Origin of the sequence: Bacillus sp. WMMC1349 (genome assembly GCF_013155385.1) — a bacterium.
Taxonomy (GTDB): domain Bacteria; phylum Bacillota; class Bacilli; order Bacillales; family Bacillaceae; genus Bacillus.
Genome location: NZ_JABJUQ010000007.1, coordinates 3,862,964 through 3,882,388, shown reverse-complemented (window position 1 = coordinate 3,882,388; position 19,425 = coordinate 3,862,964). Strand labels below are relative to the sequence as shown.

Annotated in this window: 23 protein-coding genes; all 23 read left to right on the top strand. The window is 39.0% G+C overall.

Annotated features, from left to right (window positions below):
• The first annotated feature begins 25 nt into the window (after positions 1-25).
• Entirely contained in the window at positions 26-2,458 is a 2,433-nt protein-coding gene (locus HOO54_RS22145; RefSeq protein ID WP_172299072.1) for a phage/plasmid primase, P4 family, read from the top strand.
• Positions 2,459-2,733: 275 nt separating this feature from the next.
• Positions 2,734-3,171 carry a hypothetical protein gene (locus HOO54_RS22140; protein WP_172299070.1) on the top strand — a complete coding sequence of 146 codons (438 nt, stop codon included), beginning with the start codon at positions 2,734-2,736 and terminating at the stop codon, positions 3,169-3,171.
• The gene (locus HOO54_RS22135) at positions 3,168-3,707 is read left to right on the top strand and encodes an ERCC4 domain-containing protein (RefSeq protein ID WP_172299068.1); all 540 of its coding nucleotides are present in this window, start codon (positions 3,168-3,170) and stop codon (positions 3,705-3,707) included. The genes HOO54_RS22140 and HOO54_RS22135 overlap by 4 nt, the downstream gene beginning before the upstream one ends.
• Positions 3,704-3,874 (top strand): Fur-regulated basic protein FbpA, encoded by a 171-nt coding sequence (gene fbpA, locus HOO54_RS22130; protein WP_172299066.1) that lies wholly within the window; start codon positions 3,704-3,706, stop codon positions 3,872-3,874. Before HOO54_RS22135 ends, fbpA begins: the two co-directional genes overlap by 4 nt.
• 2 nt (positions 3,875-3,876) lie before the next feature.
• On the top strand, positions 3,877-4,401 hold the full coding sequence (locus tag HOO54_RS22125; RefSeq protein WP_172299064.1) for a putative metallopeptidase: 525 nt from the start codon (positions 3,877-3,879) through the stop codon (positions 4,399-4,401).
• Between the two features lie 15 nt (positions 4,402-4,416).
• Positions 4,417-4,821 carry a YopX family protein gene (locus HOO54_RS22120; protein ID WP_172299062.1) on the top strand — a complete coding sequence of 135 codons (405 nt, stop codon included), beginning with the start codon at positions 4,417-4,419 and terminating at the stop codon, positions 4,819-4,821.
• Complete coding sequence (locus tag HOO54_RS22115) at positions 4,818-5,015, top strand: hypothetical protein (protein ID WP_172299060.1); 198 nt, start codon at positions 4,818-4,820, stop codon at positions 5,013-5,015. The genes HOO54_RS22120 and HOO54_RS22115 overlap by 4 nt, the downstream gene beginning before the upstream one ends.
• 193 nt (positions 5,016-5,208) lie before the next feature.
• Complete coding sequence (locus tag HOO54_RS22110; RefSeq protein ID WP_172299058.1) at positions 5,209-5,586, top strand: ArpU family phage packaging/lysis transcriptional regulator; 378 nt, start codon at positions 5,209-5,211, stop codon at positions 5,584-5,586.
• Between the two features lie 1,109 nt (positions 5,587-6,695).
• Entirely contained in the window at positions 6,696-7,190 is a 495-nt protein-coding gene (locus tag HOO54_RS22105) for a phage terminase small subunit P27 family (protein WP_172299056.1), read from the top strand.
• Positions 7,183-8,889, top strand: a complete 1,707-nt coding sequence (locus tag HOO54_RS22100) for a terminase large subunit (RefSeq protein ID WP_172299054.1) — start codon at positions 7,183-7,185, stop codon at positions 8,887-8,889. Before HOO54_RS22105 ends, HOO54_RS22100 begins: the two co-directional genes overlap by 8 nt.
• A 19-nt stretch (positions 8,890-8,908) precedes the next feature.
• The gene (locus tag HOO54_RS22095) at positions 8,909-9,112 is read left to right on the top strand and encodes a hypothetical protein (protein WP_172299052.1); all 204 of its coding nucleotides are present in this window, start codon (positions 8,909-8,911) and stop codon (positions 9,110-9,112) included.
• 4 nt (positions 9,113-9,116) lie between these two features.
• Positions 9,117-10,349 carry a phage portal protein gene (locus HOO54_RS22090; protein WP_172299050.1) on the top strand — a complete coding sequence of 411 codons (1,233 nt, stop codon included), beginning with the start codon at positions 9,117-9,119 and terminating at the stop codon, positions 10,347-10,349.
• The gene (locus HOO54_RS22085; RefSeq protein WP_172299048.1) at positions 10,342-10,938 is read left to right on the top strand and encodes an HK97 family phage prohead protease; all 597 of its coding nucleotides are present in this window, start codon (positions 10,342-10,344) and stop codon (positions 10,936-10,938) included. The genes HOO54_RS22090 and HOO54_RS22085 overlap by 8 nt, the downstream gene beginning before the upstream one ends.
• Before the next feature lie 49 nt (positions 10,939-10,987).
• Complete coding sequence (locus tag HOO54_RS22080) at positions 10,988-12,172, top strand: phage major capsid protein (RefSeq protein ID WP_172299046.1); 1,185 nt, start codon at positions 10,988-10,990, stop codon at positions 12,170-12,172.
• A 52-nt stretch (positions 12,173-12,224) separates the two neighbouring features.
• Complete coding sequence (locus HOO54_RS22075) at positions 12,225-12,518, top strand: head-tail connector protein (protein WP_172299044.1); 294 nt, start codon at positions 12,225-12,227, stop codon at positions 12,516-12,518.
• Complete coding sequence (locus tag HOO54_RS22070; protein ID WP_172299042.1) at positions 12,508-12,834, top strand: phage head closure protein; 327 nt, start codon at positions 12,508-12,510, stop codon at positions 12,832-12,834. Before HOO54_RS22075 ends, HOO54_RS22070 begins: the two co-directional genes overlap by 11 nt.
• Complete coding sequence (locus HOO54_RS22065; RefSeq protein WP_172299040.1) at positions 12,834-13,217, top strand: HK97-gp10 family putative phage morphogenesis protein; 384 nt, start codon at positions 12,834-12,836, stop codon at positions 13,215-13,217. The genes HOO54_RS22070 and HOO54_RS22065 overlap by 1 nt, the downstream gene beginning before the upstream one ends.
• A complete protein-coding gene (gene gp17 / locus HOO54_RS22060; RefSeq protein WP_172299038.1) occupies positions 13,214-13,606 on the top strand; it encodes a tail completion protein gp17 in 393 nt (130 codons plus the stop codon). Before HOO54_RS22065 ends, gp17 begins: the two co-directional genes overlap by 4 nt.
• An 18-nt stretch (positions 13,607-13,624) precedes the next feature.
• Positions 13,625-14,203, top strand: a complete 579-nt coding sequence (locus HOO54_RS22055; RefSeq protein ID WP_172299036.1) for a major tail protein — start codon at positions 13,625-13,627, stop codon at positions 14,201-14,203.
• Between the two features lie 54 nt (positions 14,204-14,257).
• On the top strand, positions 14,258-14,614 hold the full coding sequence (gene gpG, locus HOO54_RS22050; protein ID WP_172299034.1) for a phage tail assembly chaperone G: 357 nt from the start codon (positions 14,258-14,260) through the stop codon (positions 14,612-14,614).
• A gap of 11 nt (positions 14,615-14,625) precedes the next feature.
• Entirely contained in the window at positions 14,626-14,808 is a 183-nt protein-coding gene (locus HOO54_RS22045; protein ID WP_172299032.1) for a hypothetical protein, read from the top strand.
• Between the two features lie 65 nt (positions 14,809-14,873).
• Positions 14,874-18,584: a phage tail tape measure protein gene (locus HOO54_RS22040; RefSeq protein WP_172299030.1), complete on the top strand. Its 3,711-nt coding sequence runs from the start codon at positions 14,874-14,876 to the stop codon at positions 18,582-18,584.
• A complete protein-coding gene (locus tag HOO54_RS22035) occupies positions 18,584-19,420 on the top strand; it encodes a phage tail family protein (protein WP_172299028.1) in 837 nt (278 codons plus the stop codon). The genes HOO54_RS22040 and HOO54_RS22035 overlap by 1 nt, the downstream gene beginning before the upstream one ends.
• Positions 19,421-19,425 lie beyond the last annotated feature (5 nt).

Below are 19,425 nucleotides of genomic sequence, written 5' to 3'. Positions count from 1 at the left end.
CTCGATTTTAAAGGGGAGTTAGTAGATGTACGAATTTAAAAATATACCGCAAGAGCTTAAAAACGCTCCTCAGTGGATTTTATGGCGTTCTGAAGAACGTGACGGCAAGAAAACAAAAGTACCCTATCAAATTGACGGCAGCTTGGCGCAATCCAGTAATAAAAGAACTTGGTCAACGTTCCCAACTGTCATCAAGTTTTATAATGACCGAGATTATGACGGAATTGGCTTTATGTTTTCAAAAGATGATCCCTTCATAGGGATTGACATAGATCATTGTGTGGAAAACGGTGTATTGTCTCCATTCGCTCAAGAAATTGTACAGGCAATGAGTAGCTATACCGAATATTCACCAAGTGGCAAAGGTGTTCATATCATCACGAAAGGTAAGATTCCATTAAAAGGACCAGGCACAGGCAGGAAAAATCCTGAACTTGGTCTAGAGGTGTATCGTCACGGGCGTTACTTTACCTTTACGGGTAACTGTATTGAAAATAAATCTGTTGAAGAGCGAACAGGCGAGCTTAAAACGCTGTTTGATCAGTACTTGAAGGATAAACAAGTAAAACAGAAATCAGTCCACACATCGGCTTGCTCATTTAGTGACATGAGTAATCTCTCCAATAAGGAGATGTGGGAAAGGATGTTCAACAGCAAAAACGGGAAGAGCATTCAGGACCTGTTTAACGGTCATCTCATCAATAATGATCACTCTGCAACAGATATGACTCTATGTAACCACTTAGCCTTCTGGACGGACAAGGACGCTTCAAAAATGGATTCTATGTTCAGAGAGTCAGGATTATTTCGCGAGAAATGGGATAGGCAACATTCATCTGATGGTTCTACATATGGAGAAATGACAATTGCCGAAGCCGTTAATTCTACCCACACGACGATTTCTGACTTGATGGAACAGCAGCAAGAACAGCCGTATGAGGTGTATATATCACAACCTGAATCAGCAAAGGTTGAAGATACGGAAGAAATTATTGATACACCACCAACTTTTCATTTAACTGAGCTTGGAAATGCAGAACGGGTTGTCTATTATCATGGGAAAAATATTCGATACTGCAATGAACTTGATTGGCTCATCTGGAACGGAAAACGCTGGGAAGAAGACAGCAAACGAAAAATTGAAGCAATTACAGCTAAAACACTACGTGCTTTATATAGTGAGGCTCAGTCCACAGAAGATAAATTCAGAAAAAAACAGTTGAATGATTGGGCTAAGAAGTGCGAGCGCCGCAATATTCGAATGAACACTATTTTAGATGTTCGCCCGATGGTTTCAGTAAGAAAACAGGAATTAGACGCCCATCAGTATTTATTTAACTGCAAAAATGGCGTGATTGATTTAAAAACAGGCGAACTACTATCACATGATCGGGATTTGCTTTTCACTAAAATTTCTCCTGTTGCTTATCAAACCGATGCCGAATGTCCGCACTGGATGGCATTTATGGAGAGTATTTTTATAGATGATCAGGGGCAGCCAAATTATGAAATTATTGATTTTATGCAAAAAGCAATCGGCTACTCGTTGACTGGAGATACAACAGAACAAGTGATGTTCTTTCTGTTTGGTAACGGTCGAAATGGTAAGTCAACATTTATTAACACTGTGCAGCACCTATTTGGGGATTACGGAAGGCAGACGAACAGTGACACGTTCATAAGAAAGAAAAATGACAACACGATTAATAATGACATTGCCCGGCTGAACGGTGCCCGGTTTGTGTCGGCTGTGGAGAGTGAAGAGGGGCAGCAATTGTCTGATTCATTGGTTAAACAGATCACCGGAGGCGAAAAGATGTCAGCGCGTTTCTTGCGCCAGGAGTATTTCGAGTTTACACCGGAATTTAAAGTTTTCTTTACCACAAACCATAAACCGATTGTCAAAAATAGCGATGAGGGGATATGGCGAAGGATCAGGCTGATTCCGTTCACAGTGACGATACCGAAAGAAAAAGTGGATAAGAATCTCCCACAGAAATTAGCTACAGAAATGCCCGGAATTCTCCATTGGGCTGTCCAAGGTTGCCTCAAATGGCAGAAAGAAGGGTTGGGAGAGCCAGAAGACATTAGGAAGGCAACGGAAGGTTATCGTGAGGATATGGACATTCTGGGTCCGTTCCTTGATGAAAGATGTATTCAGCACTCGAAGGCTAAAGTAGAGGCCAAGAAGCTCTATAAAGATTACAAAGACTGGTGTTTTGAAAATGATGAAATTGAACTGAAGAACCGAGCGTTTTATCGTCAACTTGAAACTAGAGGATTTAAAAAACAAAAAGGCGCAAAAAACAAGACATATATTCATGGAATGACATTAAATCAATATGCCGGAGGAAGTTTTTTGCAGAATAATGATGGGCGGGTTACTGAAAGGGTTACTGAATTCCCTTCAAAAAGTAACCCAGATAAGGTTACTCCAATCAATAGAGAGAAGCTTTAACCATTGATATATAAGGGCTTGTGAAGACTTACATTATTTAGGGGTTACTAAGGGTTACTGAATTTTCTATGTTCCATCTACTGAAAAAAATAAATAAAAATAAAATATATATATATATATAAGTATATAGACTTTAATAGAAAAATAGGTAACCTTCGATAACCCAGTAACCCAAAAGAGCGTTAAACCCTTGATATGACTGGGTTTTGAGTGGGTTACTGAAATTTTAATTCGATAACCCTTTTAGTAACCCCTTTTTAAAAGAGGTGAAAATTTTGCACCCAAAACAAATTTGTGATGACCTTTCCTTTTTAGGATCACCTTTAGTCCTGGATGGAGACGACCTTTATATCGAGCACCCAGAAAACGTCTATCCAGAACTTGTGGAATTTGTACAGTCGCACAAGAAACGACTCATCCAGTATTTAAAAGGTGAATATACAGTGCAGGATCACAAAGTCAAACAGACGATAGATAAAATCATTCATTACTATATGGGCGTAGATCAAAAGATGAATCCGAAAATAGATGACTGGTTCAATCATGATTATGAATCAGCGTTGAAATTCGTGAAACTGTTAGTTCTATTTTGGGAGAACGGTTGGAGAGATTTAAAAGGCTCTGTGGCCAATTTTGAAAATGAAGAAACGGACAAGCTCTCTTTAGAAATCTATGAAAGGGCCATGTCTTACTTTAAGGGGAAGAAGCTATGACGATTATTCATTATAACTATTCAGAGGCAGAACTAAAGAACATTCTCGACAGCATGATCATCATTGTGGATACAAGAGAGCAAAAGAACCAGCATGTTCTTGAATATCTCCGCAAAAAGGATGTATCTATCAAATTCAAAGGGATGAAGACAGGCGACTATTCCGCGATGATTCCCAAAAACCAGGAATATGGTATCCACCGTGATATGTATTTAAACGCTGCTATTGAGCGAAAAAACGGTGTTGACGAATTGGTCCAATCCATTAAAGACCGTTCTCGGTTTGAAAATGAATTGATCCGAGCGTCCAAACACCCCTTCACTCTGCTTGTGGAGGATATCGAAGGTTATCAGAAAATATTAAACGGAAAATATCGATCACAGTATAAACCGCAGTCATTACTTGGTAGCTTAAAAACATTTGAAGTTCGATACAATTTCTCAACTGTTTTTATCAACCCGAGTGCGACCGGAAACTATATCTATCACCATTTTCATTACATGGCAAGGGAGCTATTAAAGGGGGGCCTTGTGTGAATGAATTAATGAAGGTCCTTTATTGTGAAAGGAAAAAGGACGAGCTTAAAGCGAGATTACTAAAACTAGGTTACTTTAAAACACCTGACGGACGGCAGCTGTATGAATTGTCATTAGCTGAATTAGATCGAATATTCAAAAAGAAATTGATTGAAAGGGGAAAATGATCATGACATTTGTAGGTTTTGAAGAATCACAAGAGGTAAGACAACTGGCTGAAAGTTTAATAGATAAGCATCATCCACATTTAAAAGATGCAAAGGAACATATAGGCTTTTACATCCGAGAAGGTAAGAGCAAATGGTCTGGTAAAGCGAAAAAATGTACTGCCTTTGAACGCCATATGACCGAGTACATGCTTTTCGTATTCATTAATGATGAAGCATGGAAAACGATGTCAGAGGAGCAACGCGCTGCATTGGTAGACCATGAACTTTGCCACTTTACCCGTACAGAATGGGAGGAACCAGATCCGAACGATAACCGGCAATGGCGCACTGTGTATGGACCAGCAGAAGATCCCGACAGTTGGGGAATCCGAGATCATGACGTTGAAGAGTTTTCCGAGATCATTGAGCGTCATGGCCTTTGGGACAGAGGGATTGAAACGTTTGCTGCAGCTGTTCGAGAAGCTGATTATCAAATGAATTTTGATGATTTGAACAGAGAGAAAAGGCTTCAGAGGGTGAAATGATTGGAGGTAAAGGAAATGAGAGAGATCAAGTTTCGAGGTAAACCGATTGAGGATTATGGCGATATTAAATGGTTTTATGGCGGTATCGACTTATACTATGATGAAAAATTAGCCTATATCAGTGCGCCTTATAATGGTCATGTACAGGTAGAGTGGGAATCAATTGGACAATACACCGGATTAAAGGACAAAAACGGTCGGGAGATTTACGAGGGCGACATTATCCTGCAGGAAGAACAGATACCTGGACTGTACGACGAACTAGAACCGTTTATAGGCGAAGTGAAAATGATTGATGGTACATGGTGCATTGTTAACGAGAAAAGAAAAGAAGCGCGCAACCTGTTTTCCGAAACAGCAACAAATACAATTTTAGGTGATATATATCGAAATCCTGAGCTATTGGAGGCGGCAGAATGAGTAAACTAGGTGAAAATATTATGCGACAAGAATTGAAAGGAAAATTCCTCTCTGGATTGAAGGATGATGAGCAAAAAATAAAAGAATTGGAAAGTCTGTGTTTATGGTCTATTAGAAGGCTTCATCAAACTTACAAAGATTTTGCTTATGATGAATACGAAAAAATAACAGGTGATAATCCTGAAAGATTTTAATACAACGACCAGGAAATAACGCCCTAGTGTTCAGTCGTAGTTGACTAAAAAATAACATAAGACGGGAAGGAGAATTATGATCTATCTAATTATAGGAACCATCATTATTGCAGCACTGTTGATTTGGATAGAGTTTACCGAAAGACGTATTGAAAAATGGGAAAAAGAAAAGTAGAAGAATAGGAGGGGGAGGATGTCAAAACAATTATCTTTTCTCGCTGATGTGGATGAGAAAGCCGTCCGCAAAATCGTCATCAAAGAATTGAAAAATTACCGTGCGCTTAAAGTCCAATTGGAGAACAAAAAGGAATGTTCATCTGCTGGCATAAATACTTTCCCGTCCCTCCGAGATTCATTAAATCTCAATGAACTCAAGGTCAAGCAGATGGAACGCGCCTTACAAAACAGCTTGGATGAAGAAGAACGGTTAATCATTGAAAAGAAATATCTAACTGCTGCAAGGGTAAAAGATATTCATATCTATATAGAACTCGGAATGAAAAAGGATACTTATTATGAAATCAAGCAACGCGCTATAAACCGTATAGCTACAGCACTCGGAATAATCTGAGTGCTTTTTTTATCGACAAAATCCCGACAAAAAACCGAGAAAATCCCGACATTTTTCCGATAAAATGGGGGACAAAAAGGGGGACTATTTATGTCTGCATTAGCGATAACATTTACTTATCAAGAATATATGGGAGATGCGTCTTTCCCTTATCAATGGCGTATCTGGATACGGAACAAAGGTGTTGAGGAATGAAGCCGAACGGGAGGAACATTCTGAGCCTGGATAGCGCTAGTCTTGCGGCAGCCGTATCGGGGAATAGTATTTTCATTGTACCCATGATCTTACTATGCTTGGCTTCCTCCCGGGGTATGTGTAAGTTCAATTTTATTAAATATAAGCGTGTTAATGGACTTGGTTGATGTTCTCTGTAAACCGTGTCCAGTGAATCTCAGATAAAAGGATTGATGGCAAAGGGAGCCTCTGAGTGTGGGCATGGTTTAGAAAGAATATATGGAGGTGTTATTCACTGCCGTTAAAAAGATGTAACGCACCCAGCTGTCGCGAGTATGTGGACTGGACAGAGAAGTATTGTTCCAAGCATAAGGGCTATGCTGACAAGCAATATAACAAGGCTGTGAGATACAACAGGGAGAACAATGATCTTTATTCCTATTACCATTCAAGAGAGTGGAAGTTATTACGAGAACAGAAGTTAAGAGAAAGTAACTATCAATGTGCTATATGCGCCTCACAGGAACGTTTAAACAAGTCTCATAGGTTAATAGTCCATCACAAGATAAAAGAGCTTAGAGACGTTTTAAACAACGATATGGAGCGTATGGATTTGAATAATCTTGAGGTGTTGTGTCAGTATCATCATAATCAAGTCACGTTTGGGAAAAAAGGCAAACAAACGGAATGATTTTTCCGGAAGTCCCCCCTAACTTTAACCGGGTACCAAAAAAATTTTTTCAGGCATCGGCGCCCCCTCTTCTTCGTAAAAATTGTTGAAATGAAATTTTGATTTTTACTATTTTGAGCCGTTTTTGAATATGTGTTCTTTGCGCTTGGTTCCTTGTCGCACATAAGTTGACCGGCGTTTTTGTTATGCGTTCATTTGTTGGAAAACAGTAGTGCGGAAATTCGCTGAAAGGTGGTGGTTTTTATTGGCGAGAAGAAAACAAATGACAGAAACATTAAAAGGACAAATATCTAAAGAAGAATTGCAGAAACGACAGCAGCAGGAAGAAAAATTAAAAGGTTTTACGCCGTTGCAAGAAAAACCACCCTACTGGCTTTCAACAATGGCTAAGAACGAATGGGAAAGGATTTACCCATATATCAGCGAACTACCGATTTCAGAATTAGACAGAACGCTGTTTGCCTTGTTCTGTAATAGTTATGCTCAATATAGGATAGCGCTGAATGACATTAACGAAAACGGTCAAACCATCGAAGAATTAAACAGCAAAGGCTGTCCAATTAAAAAGAAAAATCCTTCTGTGGACATCATGAACAGCATGTCAAAGGAGATACGTGGGATTGCGGGGCAGTTAGGTCTCTCTTTAGATTCAAGGCTGCGGCTTGTTGGTCTGGGTGAAGATGAGGGCGAAGAAGACCCAATCACAAAATTCATGAAAAGCCGTGGTAATAATGGTTGACCATGTAACAGCATATGCCCAAGCGGTGATTAGCGGCGAGATTGTTGCAGGTGAGTATATCATTCTTGCTTGCAATAGGCATATGGAGGATTTGGAAAGATCGAAACTTGCACCTTTCAATTATTATTTTGATGTGGAAGAGGCAAACGCAAGAATTGATTTTACTGAGATTTTACCTAACCCGGAGACTGGGGAGCCTGTGAAGTTGCTGTCATATCAAAAATGGATTATTGGCAGTATCTTTGGATGGAAGAGAAAAGATAACGATAACCGTCGTTTTAAAAGAGCGATGATCACAATGGCCCGGCGTAATGGTAAAACGTTTTTGATCTCAACGATGGGAACAAATGAATTTTTCCTATGCCAAACGCCATTGCGAAACAGAAAAATTGTTTTTGCTTCCAATGCCTTAAAGCAGGCCAAGCTTGGTTTTGAGTACATGAAAGATCAAATCCGATCTTTGACAAACGGCTCTAAAGCCATGAAAAAAAGAGTGAAAATTAATGATGCTGAAATTAAGGATTTATTTTCAGGTAGCACGGCTTATCCTATTTCCTCTGATACGTCTACAGGGGACGGATTTGCGTCTACGGTTGCTATCATTGACGAGTTTCACGAAAGTAAAGACTTGAAAATGTACAACCTTTTAAAGTCCGGGCAGATCGCTTTAAAAAATAGCTTGCTTGCAATCATTAGTACAGCCGGTTTAAATCCAAACGTACCAATGTATAAAGAAGTTCAGATGCTGAAAAAAGTGTTAAGAAAAGAGCGCACTATGGATGACTATTTCATCGCCATCTATGAACAGGACGATGTTGAAAAAGAGGCGGAGATTCCAGATACTTGGATAAAGTCAAACCCTATCTTGGAGCATCCTGAAATAGGCGAGACGATTATGGAGTCATTAAAATCGGACTTGGATACAGCAAAAGAGCAGCGAAACTTAAATGCGTTGTATGTGAAAAATTTTAATGTGTGGCGGCAAGTGAGTGAAGAAAGCTTTATCTCTATTGACGATTGGAACGCCTGCGCTGTAAAAGAAAAGCCGGATCTGGTTGGCAATGAGGTTTACATTGGCTTAGACATGTCGAGGTCCGATGACTTAACAGCTACCTCTTGGATTTATCCGTTAAACGACGATGCACAAAGATATTATGTGGATAGTCACTCTTTTGTTGCTACAAAAGGCGGCTTGGATCAAAAAATAAGTAGAGACAAAATTGATTACAGAGATATGGCAGATCAAGGTTACTGCACAATCACAAATAAAAAGACGGGGATTATCAATCAGCAGCAGGTCATTGACTATATTAAGCATAGAATTAAATCGCAAAAGCTTAAGGTCAAAGGTATTCTTTATGACCCTCATGCTATTTCTCTTGTTTTGAATGAGCTGGAAGAATACCCGTTAATAGAAGTTGGACAGGGAGCAAAGCGTCTTTCCCCACCAGCAAAGGATTTTAGGCTTTGCGTTTATGATCAGCGCATCATTCACGATGACAACCCTTTACTGACAACTGCCGTAAACAATGCAATCATCAAAGAATTTAATGATTTAATCAGGATTGATAAAGATAAGAATCGAGAAAAAATTGACCCGATCGCGGCGATGATCACGGCTCACTATGAAGCTATGTACTATTATACAGATGATTTTGATTGGAATAACTATTATGAGAGCGGCGATTTCACACTTTAAGCAAGGGAGGCGTAGCAAAATGAAAATTGGAAAGATCAATATGTTTTTCTTGAGAGTATGGCAGTTTATTCATTTAAACTTGCATACTCTTTTATTTTTGGCTGGACTGCTTGTCATTAATTATGCTATTTATTTAGTCCATTCGGTTGCCGGGTTAATTACATCCGGTTTTTCCCTTGTCCTAATTGCTATCTTACTCAACCCCAAAGAAGAAGGGAGGTGATTAAGTGGCATTCTTTCGATCGATTGATAAAGAGCAACAAAGTCTAGCAGAAAAACAATTTAATGAAATCATTCTGGGTGTGGACGGCTTGTCTTATACATCAGTAAATGCCATTAAAAATAGTGACGTATTTACAGCAGTTCACACCCTGGCGTCAGACATCGCAGCGACACCCATCATGGTTACACAAAGTGGAATAGAGGATAAAGAGTCAGACTTGTTCAGATTGCTTAATGAAAAACCTAATGAATATTATTCAGGCTACTTTTTTAAATACATTCTTGTTGCAAACGCCTTATTAAACGGTCAATCGTATGCAGAGATTATAAAGGACAAGGAAGGCAATCCACTAGAGCTAGTCCATTTATTAAACAGTGAAGTTTATGCTGAGCAACTAGAAGATAGGAATGAAATTATATACCGGTATTATCCGTCTGGTGGCAAAGAAAGAACCTTAAAGCCTGAAAACATTTTACATCTTAAATTTGTCAGTCTTAACGGTATAACAGGGCTTGGACCATTATCTAGTCTCAAGTATGAAGTCGAAAGCCAGGAGGCGGGCAAGCGCCTTGTCACTGACTTTTTCAGAAGGGGCACGAATTTAAGCGGGATAGTCAATATTCAAAAGGGACACCTATCTCCGGAAGCAAAGGACAACATTCGTAACGAATTCGAGAAAGCCAATTCAGGTACCAGAAATCAGCAGAGGGTTGTTGTCCTCAGTGACAATGAGGAATTTAAACAACTTGAAATTAATACGAAGGTTCTAGAAATCGTCAATAACTATACGCATTCAACAAGACAGATTGCCAAAGTGTTTGGTTTGCCAGCCCATAAGCTAGGTATCGAGCAGGTCAACACATCACTAGAACAAGCGAATCTGGACTATCTAACAAATACACTATCAAACTACTTTACGGCTATTGCCTCCGAGCTGAATTTTAAAATGCTGCCGTATCCTATAAATCTAACAAAGAAATTTCAGTTCGATACAAGACGATTTAGGGAAACGGATGCGAAAACAAAACGAGAAAATGTCATTGCACTTCTCCAAAACGGCATTTTTTCACTTAATCATGCATTGGCTGAATATGGTTTTTCACCAATTCCAAACGGGGACAATCGTTACATGAGTTTAAACTATGTCAACATAGATCTCATGGACGAGATTCAGAAAGCGAAAGCAAAGAGCCTTCCGATCCCGTCAGCAAGTGAAGGAGGTGAGGGGAATGTCTAAGGAGGTAGAAATTAGAACGTTGAAAGAAGGGGCTTTAAAAGCTCATTCAGAGGAAGATGGTCCAAAGGTAATCAGTGGATACGCGTTAAAATTCGGTACGCGAAGTCAAAATTTAGGCGGATTCATTGAAATGATTGATAAAAGAGCACTAGACCATACGGATATGAGCGATGTAAGAGCATTAATCGATCATGATCCTTCTAAAATACTTGGTCGTACTTCTGCTGATACACTTAAACTAAATGTTGATGATATTGGCTTGCGTTTTGATGTTACATTACCAAATACCCAATATGCTAATGATTTATATGAAAATTTACGGCTTGGTAATATTTCAAATTGTTCTTTTGGCTTTCTGTTAGGGAAAGACGGGGACAGTTTTACAAGAGATCAAGAAACTGGCTTGCCATTAAGAAGCCTGAGAAATATTTCAAAGCTGACCGATGTGTCAGTTGTCACCTATCCGGCCTATGAGGATACAGATGTGTCCATTGCAAAGCGACATCTAGAGCAATTTCAAAAAAGAAACCGAAATCCAGAGAAAGAAAAGATTTTGTTGCAATTGGATTTGTTAAAAATAGAACTTTAAAAAGCACTCAAATCGTGGGTGCTTATTTTATTTGAAAAGGAGTTTTGACATGTTACACGAGAAAATTCAAGAAACACGTTCGCTTATTACGGAAAAACAAACTGCTATTAATGCAAAAATTGCAGATGCTCAAAAAAGAGCCGAAGAAGACAAACTAGATGAAGCGACTTCATTAAAAGACGAAGTCACAAAAATGAAAGCTGAGTTAGAAGATTTGAAAGCAAAACTCGCAGAGTATGAAGAATTAGCAGGACTCAAAAAGGAAGAAGTTAACTCAGAAGATAGACAGTACAAACCTGAAGAAAGATCACTCCCTGGAGACAAACGGAATCTTTTGCAAGAAAAACAGACAGAAGAAGTCAGAGCGTTTGAAACGTTTCTTAGAACCAAAGGTGAAACGCGAGAAGGTCTAAAATCTGATGGCGCAGAAGCGATTATTCCAATTAACGTGATCACCAAACCACAACAAGAGCCAGAAGATGTTGTGGATTTAGCTACGATCGTAAACAATGTCAGTGTAACAACTGCATCAGGTTCTTATCCTGTACTTGCGAATGCGGATACTGGTCTTGTATCTGTAGCAGAATTAGAGAAAAATCCAGAACTAGCAAAACCTAAGTTTAATAAAGTTCCTTGGGCTGTTGAAACATACCGTGGTCAACTACCAATCTCACAAGAAGCGATTGACGATTCAGGTGTAGATTTGACTGCAATTGTTGCGAACCATCTGCAACAAGTAAAACGTATTACCAAAAATACAAAAGTGGCTGAAGTTCTGCGCTCTTTTCCTGCCAAAGCAGTTACAGGAACCGACGAGATCAAACGTATATTAAATGTTGATTTAAAACAAGCCTATGCCCGTAATATTGTAGTAACAGCATCAGCCTTTCAGTTTCTTGATACCTTAAAAGACAAAGATGGACAATATATTTTACGACAAGACATTTCAACAGCAACAGGAAAAATGTTGCTCGGTAGTCCTGTTCAAGTTGTGGATGATACAGTTCTAGGAAAGAAAGCAGGAGATGCAGTCATGTTTATTGGTGACTTGAAAAAAGCCGTATTTTTCGCAAATCGTGTGGATGCTACAGCAAAATGGGTTGAGAATGATGTCTATGGTCAAGTTCTTTCACTTGCCGTTCGTTTTGATGTGAAAAAGGCAGATGAAAAGGCAGGTTACTTTGTGACAATTACTCCACCTGCACCAGAAAAAACTCCAGCACCAGCAAAATAAAAGAATGAGGGCGCGCATAGCGTCCCTTTTCTGTTTGTAAAGGAGTGATAGGATGACGCTGGAAAGGTTAAAGCTTGCCCTGCGGATTGACCACAATTTTGATGACGATTTAATTAAGCAGCTGAAAGATGCAGCAGAACATTACATTATGGATGCGGTCACTCTTTCACCAAATCGAGAGGCTTTTTTTAAAGACAACCCCAAATTTGATACAGCTGTGATATTTCTTGTTGGTGCCTGGTATGAACAGCGTGTTTCATCTATTGATAAAGCACTTGAAGAAATACCATTTGGCGTTACAAGTTTTATTCAGCAATTTAGAGGAGCTTATCGCGATGAGGTTTAGCCGTTTAAATACAAGAGTTTCTTTTGTTCATAAAAAGAATGGGAAAGATCCAGTTTCACGAGAAAATATTGAGATTCTAGAAACTCTATTTTCTTGCTGGGCTGAGATCAGAGAACAAAAATTAAGGGAAAAACTTTCAACGGTTGGCACTATATATGAAAACAGTATTACCTTTATTATCCGGTATCAGCAGATTAAGAAAGTAACAAATAATATGCATGTTCTTCATCATGATGAACTCTACGAAATAAAAGATATTCTCCCAAACTCACAAGATCAAGACTTGATCAATGTCTTTGCGGAGAAGGTGAGTTAATGGCAAGGCAGGATGATGGAACAAGAGATATTGCAAAAGAGTTGGACAAGCTTGCTAGAAAAAGGGTCAAGGCGGCAAAAGTTGCTGTTCAAGCAGGTGCGGAAATTTTTGCAGATGGTTTGGAACGTAACACACCATCTGGACGAAATAGCAGCCACCGAATGCACATGAAAAATAATGTGGTGTATTCAAAGCCCAGAGAAGATGGGGAGATTTATTCCAGTGTGGGCTATGGAAAAGAAACAGCGTCCCGATTGCACTTTTCTAACTTCGGAACGATTAAACAACGTCCACAGCATTTTATTGAAAGAACAACCAACGAACTAACAGAAATTGTGTTACGAAAAGTACAAGAGATTTACACAAGGGAGTTGGGATTATGATGCTACCTATTCAGGAAGTCGAAACGCTTCTAAGTGAAAATGAAAAACTCTCATCTCTTGTGGACACCAAGCGTATTTTCTTGGTCTATGTACCAGAGGAAGATCAAGACGTTCAAAAGGCGCCAATGATTCGGATAAATGAGCTTGAAAGCCACAGAAAAGATTATGCAGATGATAAGGCTCTAACATTTGAGGTTGATATACAAATAGATTTATGGACAAAGACGGTCAAAGACGCGCAGATGATACAGCCGATCATTGATCAAATCATGGCAGACAATGATTATCAACAATACGCATCTTCCTTTGATCGTGATCCTGATATTGCACTTTATCGTTATGCCCGACGATACAGAGCAACTAAATTAATTGATATTCAAAACATATAAAGTGGAAGGATGATATAAATGGCTCGAACAGGATTAGATGGCATTCGCTTTTCTGTACTTGATGAAAATGAAAAAGCGACATTGGTAAAAGTTATGCCAGGTGCAATTGAAGCAAAATTGGACGTTGCGTCAGAACTAGCTTCACTTTATGCCGATGACGGTCTTTATGCGGTAAAAAGTTCCGGTGTAGGTGAAACAAAATTAGAATTAGATTTAGCTGATTTAACGACAGAAGCAAAAAGAACACTTCTGGGGGTTCCTGTTGAAAATGGTATTGAACTATACCATAAAGACTTAGAACCTCCTTATGTCGGCATAACTTGGAGACAGCGACACCATGAAAAAGGTTATGTGTATTACGCTTTATTAAAAGGGAAATTCGCCATTCCATCTGCAGAAGGTAAGACAAAAGAAGACAAAGTTGACTTTCAAACGGATAAAATTGAAGGTCAATTTCTTGCAAGAAAATCGGATGGGCTTGTTTTCTTAGTCGGCTATGATCAAAATGAAGGTTTTACACTTGAAAAGTTTTATCAAAAAGCATATGGGGTCAACCCAGATGCACCAAGTCAACCGAGTACCAACTTAAATAAGTAACGGACAGTCTGTATTGACTGTCTTTTTTAACATTTAAAAAGGACGGGGAAAAATATGATTAAAGCTATTTTAAAAGACTATTCACAAGCAAAGGTCGATGATGAAGGAAATATTATGAAAGTACCGGAAAAGACTTATATAAAAGCCGTTGTTACATCTAGGCAAATGTACAGAGCGCTGGAAATTCATGCAATTGCTGAAGAAACAGAAATGAATGAGTTTGATCAAATGAAAGAATTACTCTATTTTGTTGTCGATTTATTTGACAATCAATTTACGTTCGACGATATCTTAGATGGTGTTCTTTCAGAAGATTTACTTGATTGGACAAGAGACATAACAGAACAAGTCATGATTGGTCATAAAAAAAAGGAGAGTCTGAAAAAGAAGGCATTGGAGGCTCAGAAATAAGAGGTAAGAATTTGACCTATCGGGAATACCTAGATCAAATAAAAAAGCTCTATACCGATTTAATGAAAAATGGTTACAAGCTTCATGAAATTGATGAAATGGATATTCACCGATTCTTTGATCTTGCGGATTATCAACATAAAGAAGAAAACAAACTTCTACCGGCTTACAAAATTCTGGGTGTGACTTTATAAAGGGGTGTCTGATATAGACGCTCTTTTTTGTATGTTCAAATACTTAAGGAAAGGAGGATAACCATTTGGCAACAGAAGGTAGACCGATAGGGAATTTAGTCATTAATACCACTTTAAACGATGCCGGAGTTAACAGAGGGATTACAGGACTTCGAAACAATTTAAAAACAGCCCGAACAGCAACAAAAGCAACAGTTCAAGAATTTAAAGCAATGGGCGATGGGCTTATGGCTAGTAAGAAACAAGTCGAAGGCTTATCAAATGAGCTCTCCATTCAAGAAAGAATTGTGGAAGAATACCGAAAAGCCTATGAAAAACAGGTAGAGCAATATGGTGAAGGATCACAGCAAGCCCAGAAATATGCACAACGGTTAAACACACAGATTCAGTCGTATCATTCGCTTGAAGGTTCTTTAAGACGGGCACGGCAACAATATCAACAACTTGAACAAGCGCAAAGAGAAGCCGAAGAAAGCACCGAGGGTTTAACGAATAGTCAACAAGAAGTTGGAGAAGCCTCCGAAGATGCGGGAGGGAAGCTCTCGAAATTTACGTCTTTTATAAAAGTGGGCTTAGTCGGTGCACTTTCTGCCGGTGTTGCTGGGGTGGCTGCTTTAACGGCTGCTATCGGTGGTCTTGGAGCGAAAATGTCACTTGATGCTCAGAGAACACAAGGTGAATTCCGTGCTCAATTGGGTCTGACTAAGAAAGAGGCTCAAGGCTTAACACAATCAGCCACAAGCGTTTGGAAAGATGGATTTGGCGAAAATATGGACGTTGTGACAGACTCGATTAAACAAGTTCGACAAAATATCAAGGGCTTAAGTGATAAGGATCTTAAAGAAGTGACTAAAGGCGCGATTATGCTTTCTGAAACCTTTGATGCAGATGTAAACGAGGTCACAAGAGCCGGGAACAATATCATGAAAGGTTTTGGTGTTGAAAGCAAGAAAGCTTTTGATTTGATGACCTATGGTGCACAAAACGGGCTTAATTTCTCAAACGAAATGTTTGATAACCTTTCAGAGTATGGCCCGTTATTTAGCAAAATGGGCTTTTCAGCTGAAGAATATTTTCAGCTTTTAAAGAAAGGTACTGATGCAGGGGTTTACAACCTTGACTATATCAACGATGTGATGAAGGAATTTCAAATCAGGGCAAAAGACGGTTCGAAATCAACAAGTGAAGCAATGGCTCAAATGTCTGGCAGTACACAAAAGGTATGGAAAAACTTCCTAAAAGGCAAGGGGACAGTAAAGGACGTTTCTAACGCTGTTTTAGGTGAATTAAAAGGGATGAAAGACCAAGTAAAAGCAAATAACATCGGAGTTGCTCTTTATGGAACTAAATGGGAAGACCTTGAGGCAGATGCGATGTATGCGCTTGGCGGCATTAACGGAAAAATTGGCGATGTAAACGGAAAAACAAAAGAAGCTGCAAAAGCGTTACAAGACAACTTCGGAACCCGACTTAAAAAGCTTGGTCGTTCTGCGATGGCGTCACTTCTTCCTATAGGTAACACCATTTTAGACGTATTAGAACCTGTTATGTCCGGTTTAGAAAACGGCATGAAAAGTCTAGAACCAACGATGAACAATATTGCCCGGGCAGGTGGAGGCATAAAAACCGTTTTTTCTGGTGTATCAGATATGTTTAAGGGAAATTGGGGATCTGGCGAAGACAAGCTTGCAAAGATATTTCCAAAATCGACAATTGATTTTATTAAAACGGGGATTTCTGGAATTAAACAAACATTTGCTAGTTTCAATCAGCAAGCACAGCCAATAATAACTAACGTTAAAGCTGGTTTTAATGCAATGGTACCTGTTTTTTTAGCTCTTGGAAATATAGCGAAAAGTGTCTTTTTAACTCTTGGTCCTCTAATCAAACAGGCACTTTCAGGTGTTTTATCTTTTATTGGTCAGATCATTGCACAATGGAAGATGTTTTGGCAACAAAACGGGTCCGTTATTTCTCAAGCTCTGCAAAATCTTTGGTCGGTCATTCAATTTATCCTTCCAGCAATCGTGGCCATTATACAATCTGTATGGGGAAATATTAAGGGCGTTGTAACTGGCGCGTTATCTGTTATACAAGGTGTCGTCCTTGTATTTTCTGGCTTGTTGACCGGGAATTTCGGTAAAATGTGGGACGGTATTAAACAAATCTTTTTCGGAGCAATAAAATTTATCTGGAATGCTGTTCAATTATCATTTGTCGGAAAAATACTTGGCGGGGCGAAGGCTCTTGCTTCAGGCCTAAAAGGAATTTTCCCAAAAATGTGGGGTTGGATAAAAAGCCTATTCAAAGATGGGGCAACCAATGCAGGCAAAATGTTTAACTTTATGAAAGAAAAAGCGCTAAGTATTGTGTCAAATATGAAAGAAAACATTGCCAAAAAATTCACAGAAATTGTGGAAGGCGCCAAAGCGTTACCTAAGAAAATGGGTGACGGTATTAAAAGTATGGCAGGAAAAGCGTTAAGTGGAATTAAACATTTGGCAAACAAAATGTCTGAGAAACTTGGTGGTGTTGTTAACGGTGTGATTGGTGGTGTGAACTGGGTTCTTGGAAAAATCGGTGTCGACGAAAAGCACCAAATCCCTGAATGGAAGGTTCCTAAATATGCAAAGGGCACCAGTGGACATCCTGGGGGTCTTGCTGTTTTAGGTGATGGATACAAGCATGAACCTTTCATGACACCAGACGGACAACTTGGAATCAGCCCAAATGTTCCAACTCTTATGAACCTTCCTCGCGGGACTCAAGTTATGGGCGGTAATGATGCCGAAAAAATGTTTGGCGGTAAAGTTCCTTTTTATGAAGATGGAACAGGAGGAAACTGGTTTACAAGGTTGGCTGGCAAAATAAAAGAACTTACCATAGATGTTTTTGACTATGTGTCTGATCCAGGAAAGTTACTCAACACAGTGTTAGAAAAGCTCGGTGTTCATGCTCCTAAAATGGCTGGTGGCTTTGGACAAATGGCCCTTAATGGATTTAAGTTTATCAAAGATAAGGCGATTGGATTTCTGAAAGATAAAATGCTTAATTTTGGATCATTTGAGGGAAAAGGTGGATCTGAAGACGTTAAGAAATGGGTTGCCCAAGCTTTAAGTATTAAAAAGATGAGTTCATCTTATGCCAAGGCATTAGAAACCATTGCAATGAAAGAGTCAGGAGGAAATCCTAATGTCGTCAATACTTGGGATTCTAATGCAAAGGCCGGGCACCCTTCACAGGGATTAATGCAGTTTATTCCTAGTACATTCAACGCAAATAAGGAAAAAGGGTACGGGAATATTAAAAACCCGGTTCACCAAGTATTAGCAGCGATCAATTATCTTAATAAAAGATATGGTGGTATTTACAATCATCCTGGTCTGAAATCAATGGCTCGTGGTGGTCGTTATATCGGCTATGATCAGGGTGGATTGATTACCCGAGATCATATGGCTGAGGTCCACAGAGGGGAAATGCTTCTCCCACTGCGTAAATTTAGAAGGAGTCAGGCTCATCAGGTTTTGAGTAAAGCTAGTTCAATGGTTGGATATAATCCAGAACCAAAGCAAACGATTGTTCAGACTGATAACAGTCAAGAAATTCAGTTATTGAAAGAACAAAATAGAACACTTAATGAAAAATTTGACGCTCTGATTGTACTAATGAAACAGCTTGTGATAAAAGATCAACATACTTACATCGATGGCCGGAAGGTAGACCAAGAAGATGCAAACCGTTATAACAAAGCTGCGTTTATAAGTGGGGTGAGGTAATGGAATTATTGATTGATTATGATAATGGATTGGGGGAGCAAAGCTTATCTAGTTTGCTGCCCTATTTTAAATTAATCAGCTTTTTACCTGAATCACCGAATGTTGATAGAGAAACGGTGACAATTCCCAGAATGAATGGGCTCGTATTGCCTCAACATCCACGGGATGTCACATATAAAGAGCGTAATGTAAAAGTAGAAATTCTGATTGATTCTATTATTGCAGAAAATTTCTATCAATATAGACGTGAACTTTATGCGTTACTGGTTAAACCTTTCCCGTACTATATTTCAAGTGACTTATTGCCAAACCTTCGTTTTCGCGTTACATGTGATGGGAATTTCAGTATTCAAAAAGAAAAGGGAAAAAATTATGTGGTTTTCACTGTGGACTTTAATAACTTTACAGGATTAGCCGAATCAAAATCTACTTCTCTAACAAAACAAAATTTTAATGGTGAACACTGGAGCCCGGGGATGAATATTCAAATGCGTGATGATCTAAAATACACGTTCAAAAATCAAAAAAGGTTTCAGGTCTATAACACTGGTGACGCCTATATTAACCCTATGCAGCATGATTATCATGTAACCTTACGAGCAAAAGGAAAAAATGTCACGATCATCAATCATACAAATGGTGAAAAGTTAAAAATAGAACGCGAGTTGAAAAAATCTGAGTCTGTGACTTTTGTTAAACAATATACGGTGATCAATAAAAAGCCTGTCAAAACATCTGGGAGGCTTCCGGGGCTTGATATCGGAATGAATGATTTTGAAGTGCAAAATGCCAATGATTTTGACATCACATTTGATACACGTTTCTACTATGCGTAAGGGGT